Annotated in this window: 18 protein-coding genes and 1 riboswitch; of the genes, 7 read left to right on the plus strand and 11 right to left on the minus strand. The window is 45.6% G+C overall.

The genetic code is table 11. The features are described 5' to 3' along the window. Positions 1–64: 64 nt before the first annotated feature. The 3 genes from CEF21_RS08215 to CEF21_RS08225 are packed head-to-tail and all read right to left on the minus strand — an operon-like array spanning position 65 to position 2,966. Positions 65–1,540, minus strand: coding sequence for a phytoene desaturase family protein (locus tag CEF21_RS08215; protein WP_123914994.1), 1,476 nt, complete (start codon positions 1,538–1,540; stop codon positions 65–67). 15 nt (positions 1,541–1,555) lie between these two features. After that, positions 1,556–2,212 (minus strand): lysophospholipid acyltransferase family protein, encoded by a 657-nt coding sequence (locus CEF21_RS08220; RefSeq protein WP_123914998.1) that lies wholly within the window; start codon positions 2,210–2,212, stop codon positions 1,556–1,558. Further along, the gene (locus CEF21_RS08225) at positions 2,181–2,966 is read right to left on the minus strand and encodes a carotenoid biosynthesis protein (RefSeq protein ID WP_123915001.1); all 786 of its coding nucleotides are present in this window, start codon (positions 2,964–2,966) and stop codon (positions 2,181–2,183) included. The genes CEF21_RS08220 and CEF21_RS08225 overlap by 32 nt, the downstream gene beginning before the upstream one ends. Positions 2,967–3,136: 170 nt before the next feature. Between CEF21_RS08225 and CEF21_RS08230 the strand changes: the two genes are divergently transcribed. Beyond that, entirely contained in the window at positions 3,137–3,961 is an 825-nt protein-coding gene (locus tag CEF21_RS08230) for an immunoglobulin-like domain-containing protein (RefSeq protein ID WP_123915004.1), read from the plus strand. 120 nt (positions 3,962–4,081) lie between these two features. Then, a complete protein-coding gene (locus CEF21_RS08235; RefSeq protein ID WP_123915007.1) occupies positions 4,082–4,906 on the plus strand; it encodes an immunoglobulin-like domain-containing protein in 825 nt (274 codons plus the stop codon). A 42-nt stretch (positions 4,907–4,948) separates the two neighbouring features. On the opposite strand, the gene CEF21_RS08240 is transcribed toward CEF21_RS08235, so the two are convergent. Further along, positions 4,949–5,074 carry a hypothetical protein gene (locus CEF21_RS08240; RefSeq protein WP_123915010.1) on the minus strand — a complete coding sequence of 42 codons (126 nt, stop codon included), beginning with the start codon at positions 5,072–5,074 and terminating at the stop codon, positions 4,949–4,951. A gap of 140 nt (positions 5,075–5,214) precedes the next feature. Then, positions 5,215–5,359, plus strand: a riboswitch (cyclic di-AMP (ydaO/yuaA leader). Positions 5,360–5,492: 133 nt separating this feature from the next. Between CEF21_RS08240 and CEF21_RS08245 the strand changes: the two genes are divergently transcribed. Both CEF21_RS08245 and CEF21_RS08250 read left to right on the plus strand, forming a co-directional pair. Next, positions 5,493–7,319 (plus strand): APC family permease, encoded by a 1,827-nt coding sequence (locus CEF21_RS08245; RefSeq protein ID WP_123915013.1) that lies wholly within the window; start codon positions 5,493–5,495, stop codon positions 7,317–7,319. A gap of 236 nt (positions 7,320–7,555) precedes the next feature. Further along, positions 7,556–8,128: a histidine phosphatase family protein gene (locus CEF21_RS08250; protein ID WP_123915016.1), complete on the plus strand. Its 573-nt coding sequence runs from the start codon at positions 7,556–7,558 to the stop codon at positions 8,126–8,128. An 81-nt stretch (positions 8,129–8,209) separates the two neighbouring features. Here CEF21_RS08250 and CEF21_RS08255 read toward each other — a convergent pair whose 3' ends face one another. The 4 genes from CEF21_RS08255 to CEF21_RS08270 all read right to left on the minus strand — a co-directional run bounded on the left by CEF21_RS08255 (position 8,210) and on the right by CEF21_RS08270 (position 12,852). Beyond that, complete coding sequence (locus CEF21_RS08255; RefSeq protein WP_123915019.1) at positions 8,210–9,016, minus strand: SDR family NAD(P)-dependent oxidoreductase; 807 nt, start codon at positions 9,014–9,016, stop codon at positions 8,210–8,212. A 24-nt stretch (positions 9,017–9,040) separates the two neighbouring features. Beyond that, complete coding sequence (locus CEF21_RS08260) at positions 9,041–9,730, minus strand: GDSL-type esterase/lipase family protein (RefSeq protein ID WP_123915022.1); 690 nt, start codon at positions 9,728–9,730, stop codon at positions 9,041–9,043. Between the two features lie 11 nt (positions 9,731–9,741). Continuing rightward, positions 9,742–10,338 (minus strand): TetR/AcrR family transcriptional regulator, encoded by a 597-nt coding sequence (locus CEF21_RS08265; protein ID WP_123915025.1) that lies wholly within the window; start codon positions 10,336–10,338, stop codon positions 9,742–9,744. Between the two features lie 1,146 nt (positions 10,339–11,484). Next, positions 11,485–12,852 carry an MATE family efflux transporter gene (locus tag CEF21_RS08270; protein WP_241156792.1) on the minus strand — a complete coding sequence of 456 codons (1,368 nt, stop codon included), beginning with the start codon at positions 12,850–12,852 and terminating at the stop codon, positions 11,485–11,487. 123 nt (positions 12,853–12,975) lie between these two features. On the opposite strand from CEF21_RS08270, the gene CEF21_RS08275 reads away from it, so the two are divergent. Then, entirely contained in the window at positions 12,976–13,842 is an 867-nt protein-coding gene (locus CEF21_RS08275) for an AraC family transcriptional regulator (protein WP_123915031.1), read from the plus strand. A 356-nt stretch (positions 13,843–14,198) separates the two neighbouring features. Here the strand turns inward: CEF21_RS08275 and CEF21_RS08280 are convergent, their stop codons facing one another. Continuing rightward, positions 14,199–15,251, minus strand: a complete 1,053-nt coding sequence (locus CEF21_RS08280) for an alkene reductase (RefSeq protein ID WP_123915034.1) — start codon at positions 15,249–15,251, stop codon at positions 14,199–14,201. 119 nt (positions 15,252–15,370) lie between these two features. Between CEF21_RS08280 and CEF21_RS08285 the strand changes: the two genes are divergently transcribed. Then, positions 15,371–15,898: a GNAT family N-acetyltransferase gene (locus tag CEF21_RS08285; RefSeq protein ID WP_123915037.1), complete on the plus strand. Its 528-nt coding sequence runs from the start codon at positions 15,371–15,373 to the stop codon at positions 15,896–15,898. A 543-nt stretch (positions 15,899–16,441) separates the two neighbouring features. Continuing rightward, positions 16,442–17,848 (plus strand): amino acid permease, encoded by a 1,407-nt coding sequence (locus CEF21_RS08290; protein WP_123915040.1) that lies wholly within the window; start codon positions 16,442–16,444, stop codon positions 17,846–17,848. A gap of 87 nt (positions 17,849–17,935) precedes the next feature. On the opposite strand, the gene CEF21_RS08295 is transcribed toward CEF21_RS08290, so the two are convergent. Together CEF21_RS08295 and CEF21_RS08300 are read right to left on the minus strand one after the other, a co-directional pair. Further along, positions 17,936–18,703 carry an alpha/beta hydrolase gene (locus CEF21_RS08295; protein ID WP_123915043.1) on the minus strand — a complete coding sequence of 256 codons (768 nt, stop codon included), beginning with the start codon at positions 18,701–18,703 and terminating at the stop codon, positions 17,936–17,938. After that, positions 18,687–20,465, minus strand: a complete 1,779-nt coding sequence (locus CEF21_RS08300; protein ID WP_123915046.1) for a glycoside hydrolase family 13 protein — start codon at positions 20,463–20,465, stop codon at positions 18,687–18,689. Before CEF21_RS08300 ends, CEF21_RS08295 begins: the two co-directional genes overlap by 17 nt. Positions 20,466–20,649 lie beyond the last annotated feature (184 nt).

Consider the following 20,649-nt stretch of genomic DNA (forward strand, 5'->3'; position numbering starts at 1 on the left):
GCCTTCCGGGGAATCCTCTTCCATCATTTCTCTCAGACATTGAACTTCCAATCATTCAGACTCCTCATTTTGATCTCCTGGCAATCTCCTCCGCCACATTCATCCCGCTGATTGTCACCATCGGTGATCCGCCACCCGGATGCGTGCTTCCTCCTGCGAAGGAGAGGTTCTGTATATCGGCAGGGAAATTACTTGGCCTCATAAAGGCATCCCATTTTTTATTGGCAGAAATGCCGTATAAGGCCCCACGGTACGCTCCGAACGTATCCTGAATATCAAGCGGTGTGAAGATCCGCTCCTCTCTGATTCTGCCGGTAAGAGAAAGTCCATGGTCCTCCAATTTTTTATAAATAATAGCTTTATAGCTTTGCGGCGACACTTGAAGCCTTCCATCCTCTGTGAGAGGCGGGGCATTCACCAGGATGAACAGATTGCTTCCGTCCGGGGCCTGTGATGGGTCCGTATAAGCGGAGTTGCTGATATAGATGGTTGGATCGCTGCTATAGGCCTGTCTTTTGAAAAGCTCATCAAATTCACTGCGGTAATCGTTTGAGAAAAAGACATTATGGTGGCCCAGCTGGTCAAATTTCCCTTCGGCGCCGGCCGTTATGACAAAAGCAGAGATCGAAGGTGCATACCCGTTTCTTTTTTTATCCGTAAAATGAGGCCTGTCTGATTCTGCGACAAGCTCCGGGAACGCCTTCAGCAGATCCGCGTTCAAGATCACCTCGTCGGCAGTCAGCTCCTGTCCGTTTTCAAGCAGAACCGTGTTGATTCGTTTGTTGGAAACCTGCAGCTCCTGAACCTTCGTGTTCATGATAAACTGGACACCCATTTCCTGGGCAATTTTATAAAAGGACTCTGCAATCTTCGTATTTCCGCCTTTCACATAATACACACCCTGTACAAGCTCCAAATAGGCAATCATCGCAAAGGTTGCGGGAGATTGATAGGGAGAGGAGCCGATATAGGTAGCGTATCGGTTGAATGCCTGAATCACCTGTTCATTCCCGAAGTATTTTCTGAAAAAATGATCCATGGTCTCCAGCGGACGGACGCGCATAAATGCATAGCTGAGACTTGGAGAGGCGTAATCCATCACGCTTTTAAACATTCTCGGGAAAAAGTGTGCTTCTGATAATCGGTACAATCTTGAAATCTCTTCAAGGAACCGCCCGTAGTTCTTATGTCCCTTTGGATCCAGGTCCTTCAGCTGCCGTTTCATCGCCTCTTTATCACTGCTCAGGAAAAAACGGGTCCCATCCGGAAAGTAATTGACCGTATGCTGTTCAAGCTTGACCATTTCCAGAAAGTCTTCCATCTTTTTTCTGGCATGCCGGAATACTTGTTCAAACACCTGAGGCATGGTAATCGTATTCGGCCCGAAATCGAACTGGTACGATCCGAGCATGACTGGCATTAATTTTCCGCCGGAATGGCTGTTTTTTTCCGCCACCGTTACGTCCCAGCCTTTGCTTGCAAGGGTAATGGCTGCAGACAATCCGCCAAGCCCGGCTCCAACGACAACCGCCTTTTTCATCGTATTCCTCCTTTCTTATAGAACATTTCGGAAATCTCCTGTCTTTCCGGAAATCACCTTGGCCCGGAGTCCGTCGAGCTGAACGGTAAAAAGCTCCTCCAGCCTATATGTCTTTTCTTTCCGGCTTCCTGTAAGGCTTGAATAGGCCAAAGGCTCGCCAATCTGTATGTATAGCTCCTGTTTTTTCTCAGCTCCGAATGAATAATAGAGGGCAATCGGCAGAATAGGAGTATCCGGACTTTTTTCAGCGATGGCGATAATCCCGGATAAAAACCCAAGCGGCCTCTGTTCCAGGTGCTTTTCATCCCCCTGTGGAAAAATGGCGGCACTTTTCCCCTCATTCAGCAGCGTTCCTGCGTATTGGACCGAATGAATGATTTCCCGAGGATGATCACGGTTCACCGAAAAAGCTCCCATTTTTCTGAAATAAGGGAAATCCTTTAAGCCTTTTTCATGCATCATGACATGGAAATCGTGTTTCAGCACCGTCCGGTTCAGATAGTGCAAAACAAGGCCGTCCCACCAGGAGCTGTGGTTGGAGCACCACAATGCATGATCAGGGAGGGCTGAAGGAGCCATTATGAAAATCCCTCTGAAATGCTGCTTAAACAGCCTGTTCACATATTTGGAAAAACCAAAATCAAACCACTTGCTTTTGCTGGCTTCGATCATGTGAACCCCTCTTTACAGATAAAATATAGACAGACAGGACAGCAGCGGCAGGGATTACAGTGAACGCAACCGCAAGCCATAGGAAATGAATCGCTGCGAGCAGGACAAACATGAAGAGCACTAAAAAGTAAACAAGAACAATCCTGTTTTGCCAGAGCGGGACCTGTTTGAATGTCTTTTTCCCAGCCAGCTGAATGATCATATGCAGGACAAATGCGGTAATAAACCATCCTGAAAAATTCGAAAAGGGGATATTGTAATAGAAGCTGTCCGCTGTCCACACCCAATAGTTTTTCACTTCATATGCGACCGGATCAATAATCAAATCAATCATAACAGCAAGTAGAGCGCCGATGGCACTGAAGATGACCGCAGGTGCCTCAGGCAAAACCGCTTTTAACAGGGCATGGGATCCCGCTATTATCATCAGCCAGGCAAACCCAATCGCAATGGGAACGCTCATCAGCTGCGGGCCGAAGTCTCTCGTATAATAATAATCTCCAAACAAAATGCCATACTCCACACCCAAATGCTCAGCGAATATGGAGAGGAAGATGACCGAGAGCGATAAGGCCGTTCCAAGTGCCTTTCCGTATGTATGATAAAAATAAACGCCGCCTAAAAGACCGGCTACCATGAGAAAGACGACATTAGCCCATTCCAGCCAGACAGGCAGAATGTCAAATCCAAGCAATATAACACCGCAGCCGTACCAAATAAGAAAAAATACGTAAAGCCAATGATCCGCTTTCAAATTCTTCACCTCTTTACCGTCATTATAGGCAAAGGAGGACAGACAGCACAAGAAATGAGCGGTTAACGACCTTGGTTTTTGTAACTTTTTCCATTCGCGGCCGACTATTAGACGAAGGCAATGCTTCCTGACGGAGTATTTACTAACAAAGAAAAAGGGTGTGTGAATGAGTGAAACCGAACAAAATGATGGCCTTATTTTTGCTCTTAGTATTGGCTCTTTCCGCTTGTTCAAAAGAGGAAATCTCAGTGACAGCTTCTGCAGAAAGCAAGATCCCCTCGCAAATCGGAGCTCCCGGCAAAGAAAATGAATACTTTGTGTGGCCCGGCAACATTCACAAGCAAACAGAATACGGTCCGCATACAGGAAAGTATTTTAAAAGAAGGGGAGGCTTCCATTTTGACACCTCGGAATACATCCTGCCGCCCCAATCGCCTGTACAGTCCGTGCTAAAAGTCGCTTCCGCTGAGAAAACAATCCGGTATCAGCTGACGGAACGAGACCGGAATTACAAAAAAGTGAAGCTGATCGCGGAGAAAACAGGAAAAATGGAAAACTTCTCTGCTGTTTTGCCAGATAAAGAAAATGCGCTGTATTTGATTAGCATCGAAATTTTGGGGGAAGACGGTCAAGTCGAGGATACGGATGTTGAACTCATTTATGTGCCAACAGCGGAAATCAATGCAAAGGTGTCATTGAATAAAAAGCAGATCACGAAATCGGATACCATCCAATTGAAACTTGAAAATTTCGGTCCTCAGGAATTGTCAACGGGAGAAGGGTACCTGTTTGAAAAGTGGACGGGAGGAAAATGGGAACTGGCAAATCCGGATATGACGTTTAATGCTATAGGAATCAGTGTGCTTCCGGGGAAATCCCAAACCGTAACGCTGAATACAGCGAATTTGAGTTCGGGAAAATATAGAGTTGTTAAAGACGTTCGTAATGTTTTAAACATGGAGACAGACCTCGCGGCGGAATTTGAGATCAAGTAGTCACCAGTTCGATTAGACTGTGCAAAACGAAGCTGCCCCGCCATTCAGAGCCGGCCAGTGTGCGAAGGCAATCCTTCCTGACGGAGTATTTACTAACAAAGAAAAAGGGTGAGTGAATAGGTGAAACCGAAAAAAATGATGGCCGTATTTCTGCTCTTAGTATTGGCTCTTTCCGCTTGTTCAAAAGAGGAAATCCCAGTGACAGCTTCTGCAGCAAGCAAGATCCCCTCGCAAATCGGAACTCCCAGCAAAAAAAATGAATACTTTGTGTGGCCCCACAACATTCACAAGCAAACAGAATACGGTCCGCATACAGGAAAGTATTTTAAAAGAAGGGGAGGCTTCCACTTTGAGACCTCGCAATACATCCTGCCCCCAAAATCGCCTGTACAGTCCGTGCTAAAAGTCGCTTCCGCTGAGAAAACAATCCGGTATCAGCTGACGGAACGAGACCGGAATTACAAAAAAGTGAAGCTGATTGCCGAGAAAACAGGAAAAATGGCAAGCTTCTCTGCCGTTCTGCCCGACAAAGAAAATGCGCTGTATTTGATTAGCATAGAAATTTTGGGGGAAGACGGACAAGTCGAGGATACGGGTGTTGAACTCATTTATGTGCCAACAGCGGAAATCAATGCAAAGGTGTCATTGAATAAAAAGCAGATCACGAAATCGGATACCATCCAATTGAAACTTGAAAACTACGGTCCTGAAGCATTGTTTACGGGAGAAGGATACCGTTTTGAAAAATGGACGGGAGGAAAGTGGGAACAGGCCAGTCCCGATATGTCGATTAGAGATATAGGAATCAATGTTCTCCCCGGAAAATCCCAGATCATTACGCTGAATACTTCAGAATTGAGTTCGGGAAAATACAGAGTTGTAAAAGACGTTCAGAACATTTTAGACATGAAGGCGGACCTCGCAGCGGAATTTGAAATCAAGTAGTCTGGAAAGCCAGAAAAAGAGCATCTTTTCCGATGCTCTTTTTCATTGGTCCGCTTTTAGGGGCTCTTCATTTTCCTCAACGGTTTGCACGCCGTATAAATCTGAAATCTCTTTTTCTACCGCATCCAGAAATTCATCCGAAAGCAATGGCTTTTTTTCTTTGTTCATACGCTTCCTCCAATCATTTTTCCTATCGTGTATTCTTTCCGTTTTGCCATCAAAATATCTCATTTCTCTTCAGCTGAAAAAGCCGTAAAATTTTTGTTTACTTTTCCTAAATACGGGAGTATGATAATCAACGGTTTCATATTTCTAAACCGCTTAAACCATCATGGTACGGGGGACCCGTTTAATGGATAATCGTTATCCGAGGGGTGAATCCTTTAAAAAGGTAGGGCTACTCAATGGTCCGAATCCGGCAGCTAACCTCGTAAGCGTTATATGAGAAGGAAGGTGGAGCTTGTGAGACAGGAACATCCATGTCTGCAGGTCTGTTTTTAATGGCTTGCGGACATTTTTAATGGCTGAAAATCGTTTTTAGCAAAAATGGGCATCATAAGTTTAATTCTATATGGCGGTGAAAAGTTTGATTTCTTCAATAAAACGGTTACTAATCGGAAGGCCTTTAAAATCAGGGGAGCTTGGGGAACAGAAACTCAATAAGAAAAAGGCGCTCGCCATTCTGTCATCTGATGCATTATCTTCCGTTGCCTATGGTCCGGAACAAATTCTGATTGTGCTGATCACCATCAGTGCAGCTGCGTTCTGGTATTCCATTCCGATTGCATTAGGGGTTTTAGTCCTGCTGGCGGCATTGATCCTATCCTACCGTCAGATTATTTTTGCCTATCCCCACGGAGGAGGCGCCTATGTTGTTTCCAAAAACAATTTAGGAGTAAATCCCGGTCTGATTGCCGGCGGTTCCCTGCTGGTGGACTACATTCTGACTGTAGCAGTGAGTGTTTCTGCAGGAACGGATGCGATTACGTCCGCGTTTCCTGCTTTGCATGATTATAACGTGGAAATTGCGATTGTCTTTGTCATCTTGCTTACAATTTTAAATTTAAGAGGAGTAACGGAGTCTGCTTCTGTATTAGCCTATCCGGTCTACTTATTCGTTCTTGCTTTATTTATTATGATTGGAGCAGGCTTATATCATATTATAACAGGTCAGGTCCCGGCTGACGCACATACACCGATCGGCACACCGGTTGCAGGACTCAGTCTGTTTATTCTGTTAAGAGCTTTTGCATCAGGAAGCTCCGCTTTGACAGGGGTCGAGGCGATATCCAATGCAATTCCGAACTTTAAAAATCCGGCTCCGAACAATGCCGCGAAAACCCTTGTTGCGATGGGTACACTTCTTGCAATTTTGTTTACTGGAATTGTTTATCTTGCTTATTATTACGGAATTGTGCCCGCTGCAGAAGTAACGGTTGTTTCGCAAATTGCCGAGGAAACATTCGGCCGGAACTTTATGTATTACTTTATTCAAGGGACAACGGCCTTGATCTTAATTTTGGCAGCGAACACAGGTTATACCGCCTTCCCGCTCCTTGCCGTCAATCTCGCTAAGGATAAATTCATTCCAAGAATGTTTACGGTAAGAGGAGACCGCTTAGGCTACTCAAATGGAATCATCATCCTTTCTGTTTTTTCCATTATCCTGATTATCGCATTCAAAGGCCAGACAGAGCACCTCATCCCTCTATATGCCGTTGGAGTATTTATTCCGTTCACGCTTTCCCAGACAGGGATGATGGTGAAATGGCTGAAGGAAAAACCGGCCGGCTGGATCCCGAAGTTTATTATCAATACAGCGGGAGCGGTCATTTGCTTCCTTGTTACGCTGATTTTCTTCCTGACAAAATTTACACAGGTATGGTCGATTCTAATCTTCCTGCCGATTATCATTATCCTGTTTCACCAGATTCGCAAGCATTACGAAGCAGTGGGCGACCAATTAAGGATTACAACGTGCGAGCGCGCAATCCCAATCGAAGGAAACGTCATCGTCGTTCCGGTTGCCGGAATTACCCATGTTGTGGAGAATTCTTTAAACTATGCCAAATCCCTTTCTCCGGACCAGATTATTGCGGTGTATATCGCATTTGAGCGCGAAGATGAGCGCAAATTTGAAGAGAAATGGAAAAAGTGGCAGCCCGATGTTAGGCTCGTCACCCTGCAGTCCCATTACCGCAGCATCATCAATCCGCTTACCAAGTTTGTCGATACAGTCGAGAAAAAAGCGAGTGAATCCAACTATAAAGTAACAGTGGTCATTCCGCAGTTTATTCCGAAAAAGGGCTGGCACAATATACTCCATAACCAGTCCAGTCTGCTGATCCGTGCATTCTTGCTGTATCGGAGAAATGTAATCATTACGACAGTACCGTACCATTTGAAAAAATAACACGGAAAGAGGCCGATTAGGAAAGGCGGATCAGAGGCCAGCAGGGCCCTGGTCAGTTCTGCGCTGCGAGTCGGGTTCTTAGCAGAACTTCTTTAAATGATAATAAATAATAAGGCTTCAAATAGGATGAAATCGAAACGATTTCATCCTATTTTTTTTCTCCTGAAAAAAGCTGGTAAGCGTCATTTCCTTATTGTGGTATGGTATTCCCAGAGAGCGGACAGGAGGAAAAAAGAATGAGTACCTTTATTTATATGGTCAGACACGGTGAATCACCGAAGGAAGGAAAGGAAAGAACAAGAGCATTGACCGAAAAAGGGTATGCAGATGTGGAACGGGTAACGGAGATTCTGAAAGATGAGAAGATTGATGCAGTGGTATCGAGTCCGTATATACGGTCCATATTAACCGTTGAAAAATTAGCTGAACAAATAGGAAAAGAGGTTATTGTATTTGAAGATTTAAAAGAAAGAATCTTTTCTTCTGATGATAGCCGGGCAGCGGACAAAGAATTAATTCCTCTATTAGAGAGGTCATTTTTGGAACCGACATTCTCTTTAAAAGGAGGCGAATCCAATGCAGACTGTCAGAAACGAGCAGTTAGCGTATTAGAACAACTGCTCGTTTCGTACAGCGGGCAAAGAGTTGCAGTCGGAACACACGGGGCGGTTATGACCTTGATGATGGCGTATTTTGATAGCAGCTATGATTTAGAATTTTTATATAGCACCTCAAAACCTGATATTTACAGAATGGAGTTTCACGGGCATAAGCTAATCAATGTTCAAAGATTGTGGAGTGAAAATTGAAGCACACTCAGCAGAGTGGTGAAACCAGGCGTATCCGAAAGCTCAAAGCCAAACACCTGCTTGAGCTTTTCAGGTTTCCATTCAAGCAGATACTTTTGCCTTCCTGCTGACCCTGCAGACAAGCCGCATAAGGGATGAATGTGCAGCAGGAAAAAGGGTAAAGAAGACATCCATCGTTTTTCTGAGAGGCATTGGGCATATAATTGTCTTATTTTGGTGTACGCCTTTTAACGCAATCTTTGCAAATCTTTCGGGAGACATCATTTTTTGTTTCTTGAATTGTTCCATGATGAGGGATTTATCCAGTTTAACCGCTTCTGCTTTATTAAGAATCGGGGTGTCCACAAAGGCGGGGCAGAGGGCGGTCACCTTCACTCCGTATGCTTCTGCTTCATAATGAAGGGAAGTCGTTAACCCTACAACGGTATGCTTTGTTGCCGAGTAAACGGCTGAAAAGGGGGATGGACCAAGTCCTGCAGCGGAAGCGGTGTTTACGATATGGCCAAATCCCTGTTTTTTCATAATCGCATAGGCAATCTGTGTTCCGTGAATCACTCCCCAGACATTCACGTCCATCGTTTTTTTCCAGTGTGTCATATTCATATCAGAGAACTCCCCATATAAAGCAACCCCGGCATTATTAAATAAGTAATCGATTCTCCCATAATTCGTATACGTTTCATGAATGATTTTTTCCATGCAGCGGAGATCCTTTACGTCACAATAAACAAAGGCGGAACCGGTGATGGCTGCTTGAGCTTTCTTTCCCTCCGTTTCATTTATATCCGCAATGATCACAGCAGCTCCTTGACGGGATAATTCCAGGCACAGTGCTCTTCCTATCCCTGAGGCTCCGCCTGTTACAATGGCTACCTTTTTATTTTCCATCTCATCATCCCCTGACCGAAAGAGTTATAATGCAGCTTTTTTATTTTCCGCCTTAATAAGTTCTGCGTATTCGCCGGCTGTGATCTGGGCTCCCAGGCTGTTCAAATGGACGCCGTCAAGCGTTAAATGAAGACCTCTTTCTCTCGAGAGTTTATCAATCCGAGAAGGCTTTCGGTGGAAAAGAGCATCTGCCATTATCCGAGTGACTTTCACAGAAATATAGTCGGAGCTTGTTTTTTGAGCAAGATGATGCTTGAAAATTGTATGCAGGTCGAGACCGAGGAGATTAGGTTGTTTGTCCGCTAATGACAGGATGATGGAGGATAACGTTCTAAGCTGTTTATTTGCATGGCTTTCAGTGTCTTCACCAATTAAAGCCGGTGTGACCAGAATGATCTGTTTTGATGAGCCAAGTATGATTTCCACGCATTTTTTATACACTTCTTCAAATTCCTTCTCATCCTTTGCAGGAACCTGTGCCTGGGCGTTCAGCATTTTCGTATACACATCGTTTACACCAATCCAAAGAAAGGCAAGATCATAATGAGCAGGGAGCTTCTTTTTAGAAAGTCTGGAATAAAGGCTTAAGACTGTATCCCCGCCTTTTCCAAGGTTATCAAAACGGAACCCGGGAAACTGTTCTTTCAACAGCCTGGCAAAAGGGATACCTGGTCTTCCTTCGGTTAAACTGTCGCCAATCAATGCAATATGCATTTGTTTTCCTCCTAACTGGATTGGATGGATTTAAGAAATATCGAGGTTGCTTCATGAAAAAGAGGTTCCAGGGAAGCTGGCTCCTGTGTATTTGTGAGCTGGCACAGTCCTCCGAGCCATGTTCCGTAAAGTGCCGTCCATTGATCCGCGTTTCCATTGGACATAAATTCCCCATTACTGATACCTTCTGTAAAAATAGTCCTGTAGGCTGCCATGGGCACCACTGCCAGTTCATACAGCTGTTTGACCGATTCAGGACTGGACTGCGGATTCGCAGCAAGCTCCTGACCGGAACGGAGCAGCGGAGTCTGATAGTGATAAAGTACATGCATGGCCATTCCGTAAAGTTTTTCACTTGCATTTTGATAGATTGGTTCTTTAATCATCCACTTATCATTCCATTCCTTCATTGTTCTTTGAGCAAGCAGCACAAAGAGCTTCTCTTTGTTTTCAAAATGATAATAAATGTGCCCTTTGCTATAGCCGGATGCCTTTGCTAAATCTGCCACAGACGTATGATTGTAGCCCTTTTGAGAAAAAACGGTTTGAGCATGCTCCATGATTTCTTTTTTTGCCTTCCCGCTGTCATAGCGGCGTGTGCCTGTCATGAGGTGAAAACTCCTTTCTTAAATTGAACGGACGTTCTAATTTAAGTATACTTAAATTCACCCGCATAAGTTAAAATTTTTAAAATGTTCATTAAATTGTAAATATTGTTTGAGCTAGTGGTAGATAAAAGGTGGATTCATACGCTTAGGGGGATTGTAAAAAGTGCTCGATGCCGGACATCGCACGGAATGAGGATTGATCCTGGACATTAATGCCGGACATCGCAAGGAAAGAGGATTGATCCCGGACATTAATGCCGGACATCGCACGAAAAAGGTGTGATCCCGGACAACAATGCCGGACATCACGAGAAAAAGGTGTGATCCCGGACAACAATGCCGGACATCGCGGGAAAAAGGTGTGATCCCGGACAACAATGCCGGACATCGCATGGAAAGAGGTGTGATCCCGGACAACAATGCCGGACATTGTATGGAAAGGGTGCGATCCCGGACAACAATCCCTGACATCGCACGAAAGAGGTGCGATCCCGGACAACAATCCCTGACATCGCATGGAAAGAGGTGTGATCCCGGACAACAATGCCGGACATCACAGGAAAGAGGTGTGATCCCGGACAACAATGCCGGACATCGCAAGGAAAAAGGTGCGATCCCGGACAACAATCCCGGACATCGCGGGAAAAAGGTGCGATCCCGGACAAGAATCCCGGACATCACAGGAAAGAGGTGTGATCCCGGACAACAATGCCGGACATCACGAGAAAAAGGTGTGATCCCGGACAACAATCCCGGACATCACAGGAAAGAGGTGTGATCCCGGACAACAATCCCGGACATCACAGGAAAGAGGTGCGATCCCGGACAACAATGCCGGACATCGCAAGGAAAAAGGTGCGATCCCGGACAACAATCCCGGACATCGCGGGAAAAAGGTGCGATCCCGGACAAGAATGCCGGACATCGCACGAAAGAGGCGTGATCCCGGACAAGAATGCCGGACATCGCATGGAAAGAATTGCAATCCCGGACAACAATGCCGGACATCGCACGAAAAAGGTGCGATCCCGGACATCAATCCCAGACATCGCAAAGAAAAAGGATGTGCGATCCCGCACACCACCCCTCAAAAAAGGACAATCCCCATAAAAAAGCGCCGGCCTCAACCGGCCAGCGCTTTCCCTCTTATACCGCCTGCTCATGCAAAGCGGTTTTTTCTTTTTCCACAAATCCTTTTGATACCCACACTCTGGATTTCCATCGGAAGTACATCATGATGCCTCTTGTCCATTCATCGAGAATGAACGCAATCCATATGCCGGCGAGGCCGTAGCCGAAGTGGACTCCAAGAAGATAGGCGACCGGGACGCTGATTCCCCACATGGAGATCATTCCCATGTAGACAGGGAATTTCACATCGCCTGCAGCTCTGAGTGCTCCGATGATGACGAGGTTGAAGGCTCTGCCGGGTTCGAGTATAACAGTCAGCAGAATCAGCATGCCGCCGGTTTGGATGATTTGTTCATTGTTTGTGAATAAATCAAACAGGTTATCCGAGAAGGCGCTGACCGTCACAGCCATGAACAATGAGGCGCCAATGGCAAGATACAGGCTTTTCATGCAGCGTTTGAACGCTTCTTCATATTTTTTGGCTCCGACCATCCGGCCAACGAGGATCTGCGTTCCCTGACTGACGGAGATGCTGAAAAGGAAGATAAACATCATGATGTTCTGTGCATAGATTTTAGTCGTTAGCGCTTCGGTCCCGATCATGGCTACAAAAAAGGTGATGGCCATCTGGGACATGTTATAGGCAAGCTGTTCACCTGCAGAAGGTATCCCGATTTTAAGCAGGTTTCTTAAGTGGCTCCACTTGAGGTTCAGGCTTTGATTCAGAGCCGGAATGCGCTTAATCAGCAGGATTGACACAGCAATCAGGCCAAGGACCCTGGAGATGACGGTAGAAACGGCTGCACCTTGAATACCCATTTCCGGAAAGCCGAAAGCTCCGAAAATCAATAAAAAGTTTCCGCCAATATTCAGCAGGTTCATGCAGACGGTTACGACCATCGTATCTTTCGTGTAGCAGTAGCTTCGAAGAATGGAGGCACCTGTCATGATTAACGCTTGTATGAAGATAAAGGTTCCGACGATTCCCAAATATTTATTCCCTTCCTCCATCAGGGATGGGGCAAGGTTCATCATTTGAAGGATGGGTTTGCTGAAAGCAAGGAGTACGCCGCTGATGAGGATACCAATCAATAAATTGGCAATAACCGACATGATGGCCACTTCTCTTGCAGTGTGTTCCTTTCCGGCTCCAATATTCTGTGTTATTAAGATGACCGAGCCTGTTGCAATGAATCCGAACATAACGATCACCAGGTTTAAAATCTGGTTGGCCACGCCTGCTGCCGCTACTGAATCATCTGTATATTGACTAAGCATGAATGTATCGGCATTTCCCATAAGCATATGCAGGAAAATTTCAATGAAGATCGGCCATGTTAAAGCAAATAAAGTAAGTTGTTTTTTGTCTATTTTTTTTGTCAAACTGTATTCCTCCCTTGCTGCATATAATACAGCGATTCCTAGTTTACAGGGCTTATCGTATAATAGAAAGAGAGTAAAGCGATTAAACTTGGAAAAATACGACCTGAGAGGGATTGGTATTGTATGTCTTTTCTGACATTTCACGTTCCGCCGTTCCCGACCTTTATCAAAGCGGGCAAATTTACATTTAAAGCAGGAAACCGGCATTTTAAAAGAACGTTTACGGTTTTTGATTTTCTTTATGTAAAAAAAGGGGCCTTATATATGACGGAAAATGGCATTCCTTACACTGTCAGTGAGGGGGAATACCTGCTTCTTCTGCCTGGGCTCGAGCATTATGGCCATAAAGAAAGCAGCCAGAATACGGAAGTGTACTGGATGCATTTTAAGGCAGAAGGCGAATTTGCTCTTCTTGATGAGGGGCATGACAATTGGCTGGATGCCCAGCGGCGAGAAGCGGATTTTGAGCGTTCCGCCGAATATGAATTCAGGATCAAACAAAAAGGCCGTCTTGAACACCCCCTGACAGCTGAGAAGCTTCTTGAAAACCTGGTGAGCATTACAAGCCAGTCCCCTGATTTTCCTCTTCGCCAGCAGCTTTATTTTCAGGAGCTGTTGGTGCATCTGCAGAAGGAAGCACTGAATATTCCATCGGCTGCTGAGCAGGTGACCAATGAAGCGGTGCAATTTTTACAGACCCATTATCATGAGGATATAAAGATGGAGGACCTTTCGAAAACCATTCTGTATCATCAGGATTACATTACAAGGTGCATGCAGAAAACTTTGGGGCAGACGCCGTCTCAATATTTAAATCAGTACAGGCTTTCCCAGGCGAAGAGGCTTCTTGCTGCGACAGATGACAAAATTTCGTACATAGCAAAAGAAACGGGGATCACGGACGCCACTTATTTTTCCAAGCTGTTCCGTAAAATAGAAGGCATGACGCCCAATGAATACCGGAAAGTCATCAACCGGCTGAAGGATTAGATGCCCAAAGAAAAAATGGGCTGGGACGAAAGGTTTTCGGCTAATAAAAAGCTCTGTTAAACTTGGCTGTTGATTTCCACTGCAGGCGCTCGCTTTCCGCGGGGCGGGCGGTGAGCCTCCTCGCCGCTTTGCGGCTGTGGGGTCTCACCTGTCCCGCTGCTCCCGCAGGAGTCTCACGCCTTCCGCTTCAATCAACAGGATTTAAATAATCAACAACATGCTTTAACATAGCGAATAAAAAAACCGAACTATTATTTGAAACTCTGGTATAGAGCTTCGTAATAGTTCGGTTTTTATTGTTTTTCCTGCTTTTTTCAGGACAACAATTTTAGTTTTGTCCCAACCTCTTTTGTTTATTAAACAAGCTCGACTAAATGTTTTTTCGGCTCATATTCAACCAGTTCTTTTCCTGCTTTTACTCTGTGCAGGTAGTCAGGGTTGGAAATGAGCGGGCGGCCGAATGCGGCAACGTCCATGACGCCTTTTTGCAGCATGGCTTCCGCTTTATCCGCGTTCAGGCTGCCGACACCGATGATCGGTCCTTCCCAGTATTTTCTCGCCAGATCATACAGGGTTTGGTTTTCTGCAATGTTTTCTTCAGCGTCCATAATGGATGGATGGATGATTTGAATACCGGTTTCTTTAAATGCGTCCGTATAGGTTTTCATCGCGGCATCTGCATCCTCCCAGCGGTAATCAGGAGCGTCCACTTTATGGGCTGAGAAACGGATGATCGTACGGTCAGCACCGATTTCTTGAATCACAGCGCGGATGACCTGCTTCATGAATGTAAGACGTTCCGCAAGCTCTCCGCCATATTCATCTTCACGCTTATTGGACTGATAGCTGTTGAACTGGTCAATCAGGTAACCATGGGCACCATGAATTTCAACACCGTCAAAGCCCGCTTCAATCGCATTTTTTGCGGCTTGTGCATATTGTCCGATTACTTTTTGAACATCTTCTTTTGAAAGTTCTTCAGGAACTGCGTAAGGTTTGCGGAAGCGTGGTACCTGGCCTTCTGCCGCAATCGCCGATGGTGCTTCCGGTGTCTGGCCGACAATCAGCTCAGGATGGCTCAGGCGTCCAACGTGCCAGATTTGGGCAGCAATCGTTCCGCCTTCTTTATGAACGGCTTCGGTGACCTTTTTCCACCCTTCGATTTGCTCCTGTGTGAAAAGTCCAGGAACCCCCGGATTTCCTTTTGCCCGGCTGCTGATGACAACGCCTTCCGTGATAATAAGGCCGATGCCGTCTGCTGCACGTTTCCGGTAATATTCCGCCACTTCCGGACCGGGTACTCCGGTTTCGTCATCTGAAAAAGAACGGGTCATCGGTGCCATAGCGGAGCGGGTTCTTAAGCTGAAAGCTCCAATTTTTACAGGTTCAAATAATTTATCATAAGCCATTTATTTTGCATCTCCTTTTTCAAAAGAATTACTCAATTAGTGTATCAGGGAGATCCTTTTAATCCAACTAATTTGATTGGAAAAGGAAAACCCTTCTAAATGGCGAATGGTTAAGCTGGGTGGAAGAAAACGATCTTGAGGAGCTCTATCAATTGCGATACGGGGAAGAACACCCTGAGTGGAAGAAGTGGGATGCCCCTTATTTTCCTCATGAGCGAATAAGCTTTGAAGAATATAAAATGAAACAGGCTGAAAAACAGCAGGGGATGGAAGCGATAATCCAGGCTGGAAAAAAAACAATCGGCACCATCATTTATTACTGGGAGCACCAGCCTTCAAACTGGCTGGAGATTGGAATAACCATTTATCTTCCTGAATATTGGAATGGAGGCTATGGTACCGAGGCGCTCTCACTCTGGATGGATCATTTGTTTGAGACCATGTCCATTCCCCGTGTCGGCATCACCACCTGGTCAGGAAACGAGCGGATGATGCGCGCTGCTGAAAAGCAGGGGATGAAGCTTGAGGGCAGAATGAGGAAATGCAGATACTATAATGGAGAATATTATGACTCGATTCGAATGGGAATCCTAAGAGAAGAATGGGAAACGCGGAAAAGTGGCGGTCTGCCTGTTTACAGAGCATAATGAAACCCCCGGTATGGCTAATTTAGAAGCATACCGGGGGTTTTCTTTGTAAAAAGGAATGGAGGAAGCTGATTGGAGCAAAAGGCGCTTGGTTCCCGGGGGAGCGGCGGGAGGGGTCGTGAAGCGGGATGGTTTATGAACGAAACAAGCCCCTTACTCGTAACATCGCAGGTTAATCTGGTTAAACCAGATCAGAGCTGCATTACGGAAGGAGCCAGCTGTTAATCAGGTTGCCGCAAAATGCGCTGGTTTATACATATGGAAGGAAAATCGTGCTGCTGCGGTGGGAAGAAATCAGCCTAAACAAGCAAAATCCTTCCTTCCGGGAAGTTCCTACTATTCTGGAATAACCTCTGGGAGAAAAGATACGGAGAAGCGCTCGTCCCATTTCCTATGGGAATGGACTTGTAATCAATTAAGAAACCTATAGATATATGGATCTTTTAATTTTAGAAAAAAATAAATTTTCATATAATTTAAATGATGTTAAAATAGGGTAAGTTTTATTCAAATAGTTGTTACCGCTTACATAGGAGGGATTACATGGCTTATCAGCAGCAGGATTTGAAGAAGGAGCTTAAAGACAGACATATTTTAATGATTGCATTAGGAGGAGTGATTGGAACCGGTTTGTTTCTGAGCACCGGCTATACAATCGGTGAAGCAGGGCCGGGAGGAGCGATCCTTGCTTACCTGATTGGGGGCTTTGTCATGTATTTGACGATGCTTTGTCTCGGAGAGCTTGCGGTGGCCCTTCCGCACGTTGGTTCCTATCAGACTTATGCAACAAAATTTATTTCCCCGGGCACAGGGTACGTGGTGGGGTGGATGTCATGGCTGAATTGGTCCGTTACGGTGGGGCTTGAACTGCTGACGGTCAGCATCTTGATGAAGCGCTGGTTTCCTGACGTCTCGCCATGGGTTTGGTGTATTGTATTTGCCATTGTATTATTCAGCATTAACGCATTGTCTACAAAAAGTTTTGCAGAAGTAGAATTTTGGTTTGCAGGCATTAAAGTGATCACCGTCCTCGCTTTTATTCTCTTAGGGGGAGCGGCTATGTTTGGGCTGCTTCATATGGGAGGGGGAGAGCCTGCGCCATTTTTCAGCCATTACACCGGTGAGGGCGGATTGTTTCCAAACGGGATTACCGCGATTTTAGTCACAATGATTGGCGTGAACTTTTCCTTCCAGGGAACGGAGCTAGTCGGAATCGCAGCGGGAGAAAGCAAAAATCCGGAAAAGACGATTCCAAAAGCAATTCATAACACAGCCTGGCGAATTCTGATTTTCTTTATTCTTTCGGTATTTGTCCTGGCAGGACTGTTTCCATGGAAAGAAGCAGGGCTGATGGAGAGCCCGTTCGTCACCGTATTTGATCAAATCGGAATTCCATATGCAGCCGATATCATGAACTTCGTCATCATAACCGCTGTCCTTTCCGTCGCAAACTCCGGCCTTTATGCGACATCCCGTATGCTCTGGTCGATGTCCAGAGAAGGGATGATTCATGAACGATTCGGCAGGCTGAATAAAAGAGGGGTTCCAATCAACGCCTTAATTGCAAGCATGGTGGTAGGTTGTCTCTGCCTGCTGTGCGGTTTTTTTGCAGAAGACACCGTATACTTATGGCTGCTTTCCATCGCAGGCTTCGGTGCCGTATTTGTTTGGGCATCCATTGCTCTTTCGAATTATTTGGGCAGGAAATCTTTTGTGAAGAATGGCGGAAACATCAGCGATTTAAAATTTAGAACCCCTTTTTATCCGGTCGTTCCTTTAGTTGCGCTAACAGCAAATGTCCTTGTGATGATCAGCCTCGCCTTTATCCCGGATCAGCGCATGGCGCTGTATTGCGGCATTCCCTTCCTGATTGGCTGTGCGCTTTATTATCGTTTCTATGCAAAGAGGAAGATGGAGACGAAAGGGATTGGAGAAAAACATTCGATGTAACAGCTGGAAAAAGGCATAAAGAAAAAAGGACCGGCGCCGGTCCTTTTTTCTATTTTCTACAGCTGGCAGCCAGGTTTACCATAGCCTTCAGGAATATAAATAGTTCAAAATCCCGGGCAGTCTTTCCCGCCACGCAGATTCATGATGAATGCCGCCTTCTATGATGTCAAACCGGCAGTTTTGTACTTTGTCCTTCATAATCTTATAGACCGGCTCGCTTGCATCGATGTATTGCTTTGCATCAATGATAGACGTTTCTTCCTCCGTCCCGACATCCATATAGAACTTTTCAATGGCGGTCAGGTTACTAGTCCGGATTCGTTCTTCAATTTCTTTCTGATTGAACCAGTAAGCAGAGGAGAGAGAAGCCGCTCTTTTAAAAATATGCGGGTATTTACAAATGGCATAAGTCGTAATGTGTCCGCCCATTGAGCTTCCCATCATCGCCGTTTGTTCAGGAAGGGTACGGTAGCTTGCATCAATCATCGGCTTAAATTCTTCCGCAAAAAACTGAATATAATCTTTGCCTTCCCCGCCCAGTTCTTCATCGATTTGAAAGAGCTGCTGTCCGAGTCCTTTGCTCACCCACGGCCCATATTCATCGAACCGTCCAAAGCGTTCTTCATTGCAGTCAATCCCGGCCACAATGATATCGAGCCCCATGTCAGAAAGCACATCGGCGACTCCCCACGATACTCCGTACCCGGCATCTTCATCGCGGAAAAGGTTTTGGCCGTCATGCATATAGAGCACAGGGTAGCGTTTGCCGGACGTTTCATAGTCATCCGGCAAATACATGCGCACCTTCCGTTTACGATTAAATGGAGTCAGCACGATTTCAAACGTTTTGAGCATGATCTTCATTCTCCTTATCATATAGGAAAAACTGAGTGCTCAATGGTTCTGCGGTTATCTTAACGGATGAGAGGTTTTGTCCCTTTAGAAGATCTTGTGCGGTTTTTCCGGCTAATTCCGCAGGAAGGGAAATCTCTTGTTTCTTTTCCGATTGATTGACCACCGCCACAAGAACCTGATGCCCGTTTTCCTTTGCATAAACCAGTGTATTGTTCCCGCTGTCTGCATGCAGCACTTTAAATTCGCCTTCGTTCGCCAACAGAGGATGAGTCCGGCGAAGCTCGAGCAATTTTTTTACGAAGGCATGCAGTTCTCTGTCCTGTTCAACTTCATCCCAAATCATGCAGGCGCGGCAGCCTGGATCGTTTCCTCCGGCCATTCCGATTTCATCCCCGTAATAAATGCATGGAGAACCGCCGAAGCTCAGCTGAAAAGCAAACAGCTGCTTCACTCGTTCCTTGCTTTCGCCCGCTAATGTCAGGATCCGGTCTGTATCATGGCTGCCCAGAAGGTTGAATGCCGCTTCGTTCACATTTTTCGGATAGGCATGAAGACCGTTTACGATGACGGAGGCGAATTCTTCCGCTCTGATTTTATCTTTGGCATAAAAGTTAAGAGCCCCGTTTGTGAACGGATAATTCATGACCGCATCGAATTGATCTCCCTGCAGCCAAGGCATACTGTCATGCCAGATTTCTCCCAATATATAGACATCCTCTTTTACTTCCTTCACCGCTTTCCGGAAGTCTCTCCAGAAGGCATGGTCCACTTCATTTGCTACGTCCAGGCGCCATCCGTCGATATCAAACTCTTTGATCCAGTATTGGCCAACATCCAATAGGTACTTTTTAACGTCCGGGTTCTGGGTATTCAGCTTTGGCATCGTCGTTTCATAGGCAAAAGTATCGTAGCCGGGTTTTTTCGTATCCACCGGAAATTCATAGATATGGAACCAGTCTTTATAAATAGAAGCTTCTCCTTTTTGAAGAACGTCCTGGAACGGTTCAAAGAAGTAGCCACTGTGATTAAATACTGCGTCCAGCATGACCCGGATTCCTTTCGAGTGGGCTTCACGGACGAGACGGCGGAACGTTTCCTTGTCGCCGAACTGAGGGTCAATTTCCATGTAATCAATCGTGTCATATTTGTGGTTTGAAAATGCTTTAAAGATAGGGGTAAAGTACAATCCGCTGATGCCGAGATCCTTTAAATAATCAAGATGATCAATGACTCCTTCAAAATCTCCCCCAAAGAAATTCTTTGGTGTCGGATCGGCGCTGCCCCACGGCAATGCTCCTTCAGGGTCAAGTTCCGGATTGCCATTAGCAAACCGTTCAGGAAATATTTGATACCAAACCGTATCTTTTACCCATTCAGGAGCCTTAAATCTGTCTTCCGCGTGCAGGAATGGAAAGCAGAAGAAATTGGCGATGTCTTCATAAGGAGCTTGAGTGAAAAAGCCTTTTTCTGCATAAATCAGAGTTTCGCCGCCTGACTTCATCTCGAACCCGTACCGCATGCGGCGGAAGGGAGGCTTCACCGCAATAAAATAATAGTCAAATAGAGAATCGGATCCTGATTTTTCCATCACAGTTAATGAAGCAAGCCACTTTCCGTCTTCCCAGTCGTAAGGATCTCCGTGAATCAGCCGAACGGATTCGGCGTCTCCTTTTTTCGTCCGGAGGCGGATGTGCAGCGTATTTTCATCATAAATATAGGCGAATTCATTTTTGGGCCGGTGGTAGATAGCTTCTTTTAGCATAAAGGTCACACTCCTATTGGCATGGAACGCAAACGTTTGCGCTCATTTTTAAGATAGTTAAAGAGTAGGTGAAAGCGTTATTAATGTCAATGTTGCGGTTTTTTCGAAATGTGCAAAAATTTTTTCGAAAAGTGCTTGTCAAAACCTAATTAGGCGCTATAATAAGATTTAGGTTGTGCAATCG

It is taken from the genome of Bacillus sp. FJAT-42376 (assembly GCF_003816055.1).
Lineage (GTDB): Bacteria > Bacillota > Bacilli > Bacillales > Bacillaceae > Metabacillus_B.

What these genes read in the sequence shown, in the direction of transcription:
- CEF21_RS08275 (WP_123915031.1), top strand. Translation starts at nt 12,976, where the DNA reads ATGTCTTTTCTGACATTTCACGTTCCGCCGTTCCCGACCTTTATCAAA.
- CEF21_RS08255 (WP_123915019.1), bottom strand. Translation starts at nt 9,016, where the DNA reads ATGGAAAATAAAAAGGTAGCCATTGTAACAGGCGGAGCCTCAGGGATA.
- CEF21_RS08300 (WP_123915046.1), bottom strand. Translation starts at nt 20,465, where the DNA reads ATGCTAAAAGAAGCTATCTACCACCGGCCCAAAAATGAATTCGCCTAT.
- CEF21_RS08280 (WP_123915034.1), bottom strand. Translation starts at nt 15,251, where the DNA reads ATGGCTTATGATAAATTATTTGAACCTGTAAAAATTGGAGCTTTCAGC.
- CEF21_RS08295 (WP_123915043.1), bottom strand. Translation starts at nt 18,703, where the DNA reads ATGCTCAAAACGTTTGAAATCGTGCTGACTCCATTTAATCGTAAACGG.
- CEF21_RS08250 (WP_123915016.1), top strand. Translation starts at nt 7,556, where the DNA reads ATGAGTACCTTTATTTATATGGTCAGACACGGTGAATCACCGAAGGAA.
- CEF21_RS08290 (WP_123915040.1), top strand. Translation starts at nt 16,442, where the DNA reads ATGGCTTATCAGCAGCAGGATTTGAAGAAGGAGCTTAAAGACAGACAT.
- CEF21_RS08215 (WP_123914994.1), bottom strand. Translation starts at nt 1,540, where the DNA reads ATGAAAAAGGCGGTTGTCGTTGGAGCCGGGCTTGGCGGATTGTCTGCA.
- CEF21_RS08265 (WP_123915025.1), bottom strand. Translation starts at nt 10,338, where the DNA reads ATGACAGGCACACGCCGCTATGACAGCGGGAAGGCAAAAAAAGAAATC.
- CEF21_RS08240 (WP_123915010.1), bottom strand. Translation starts at nt 5,074, where the DNA reads ATGAACAAAGAAAAAAAGCCATTGCTTTCGGATGAATTTCTGGATGCG.
- CEF21_RS08220 (WP_123914998.1), bottom strand. Translation starts at nt 2,212, where the DNA reads ATGATCGAAGCCAGCAAAAGCAAGTGGTTTGATTTTGGTTTTTCCAAA.
- CEF21_RS08260 (WP_123915022.1), bottom strand. Translation starts at nt 9,730, where the DNA reads ATGCATATTGCATTGATTGGCGACAGTTTAACCGAAGGAAGACCAGGT.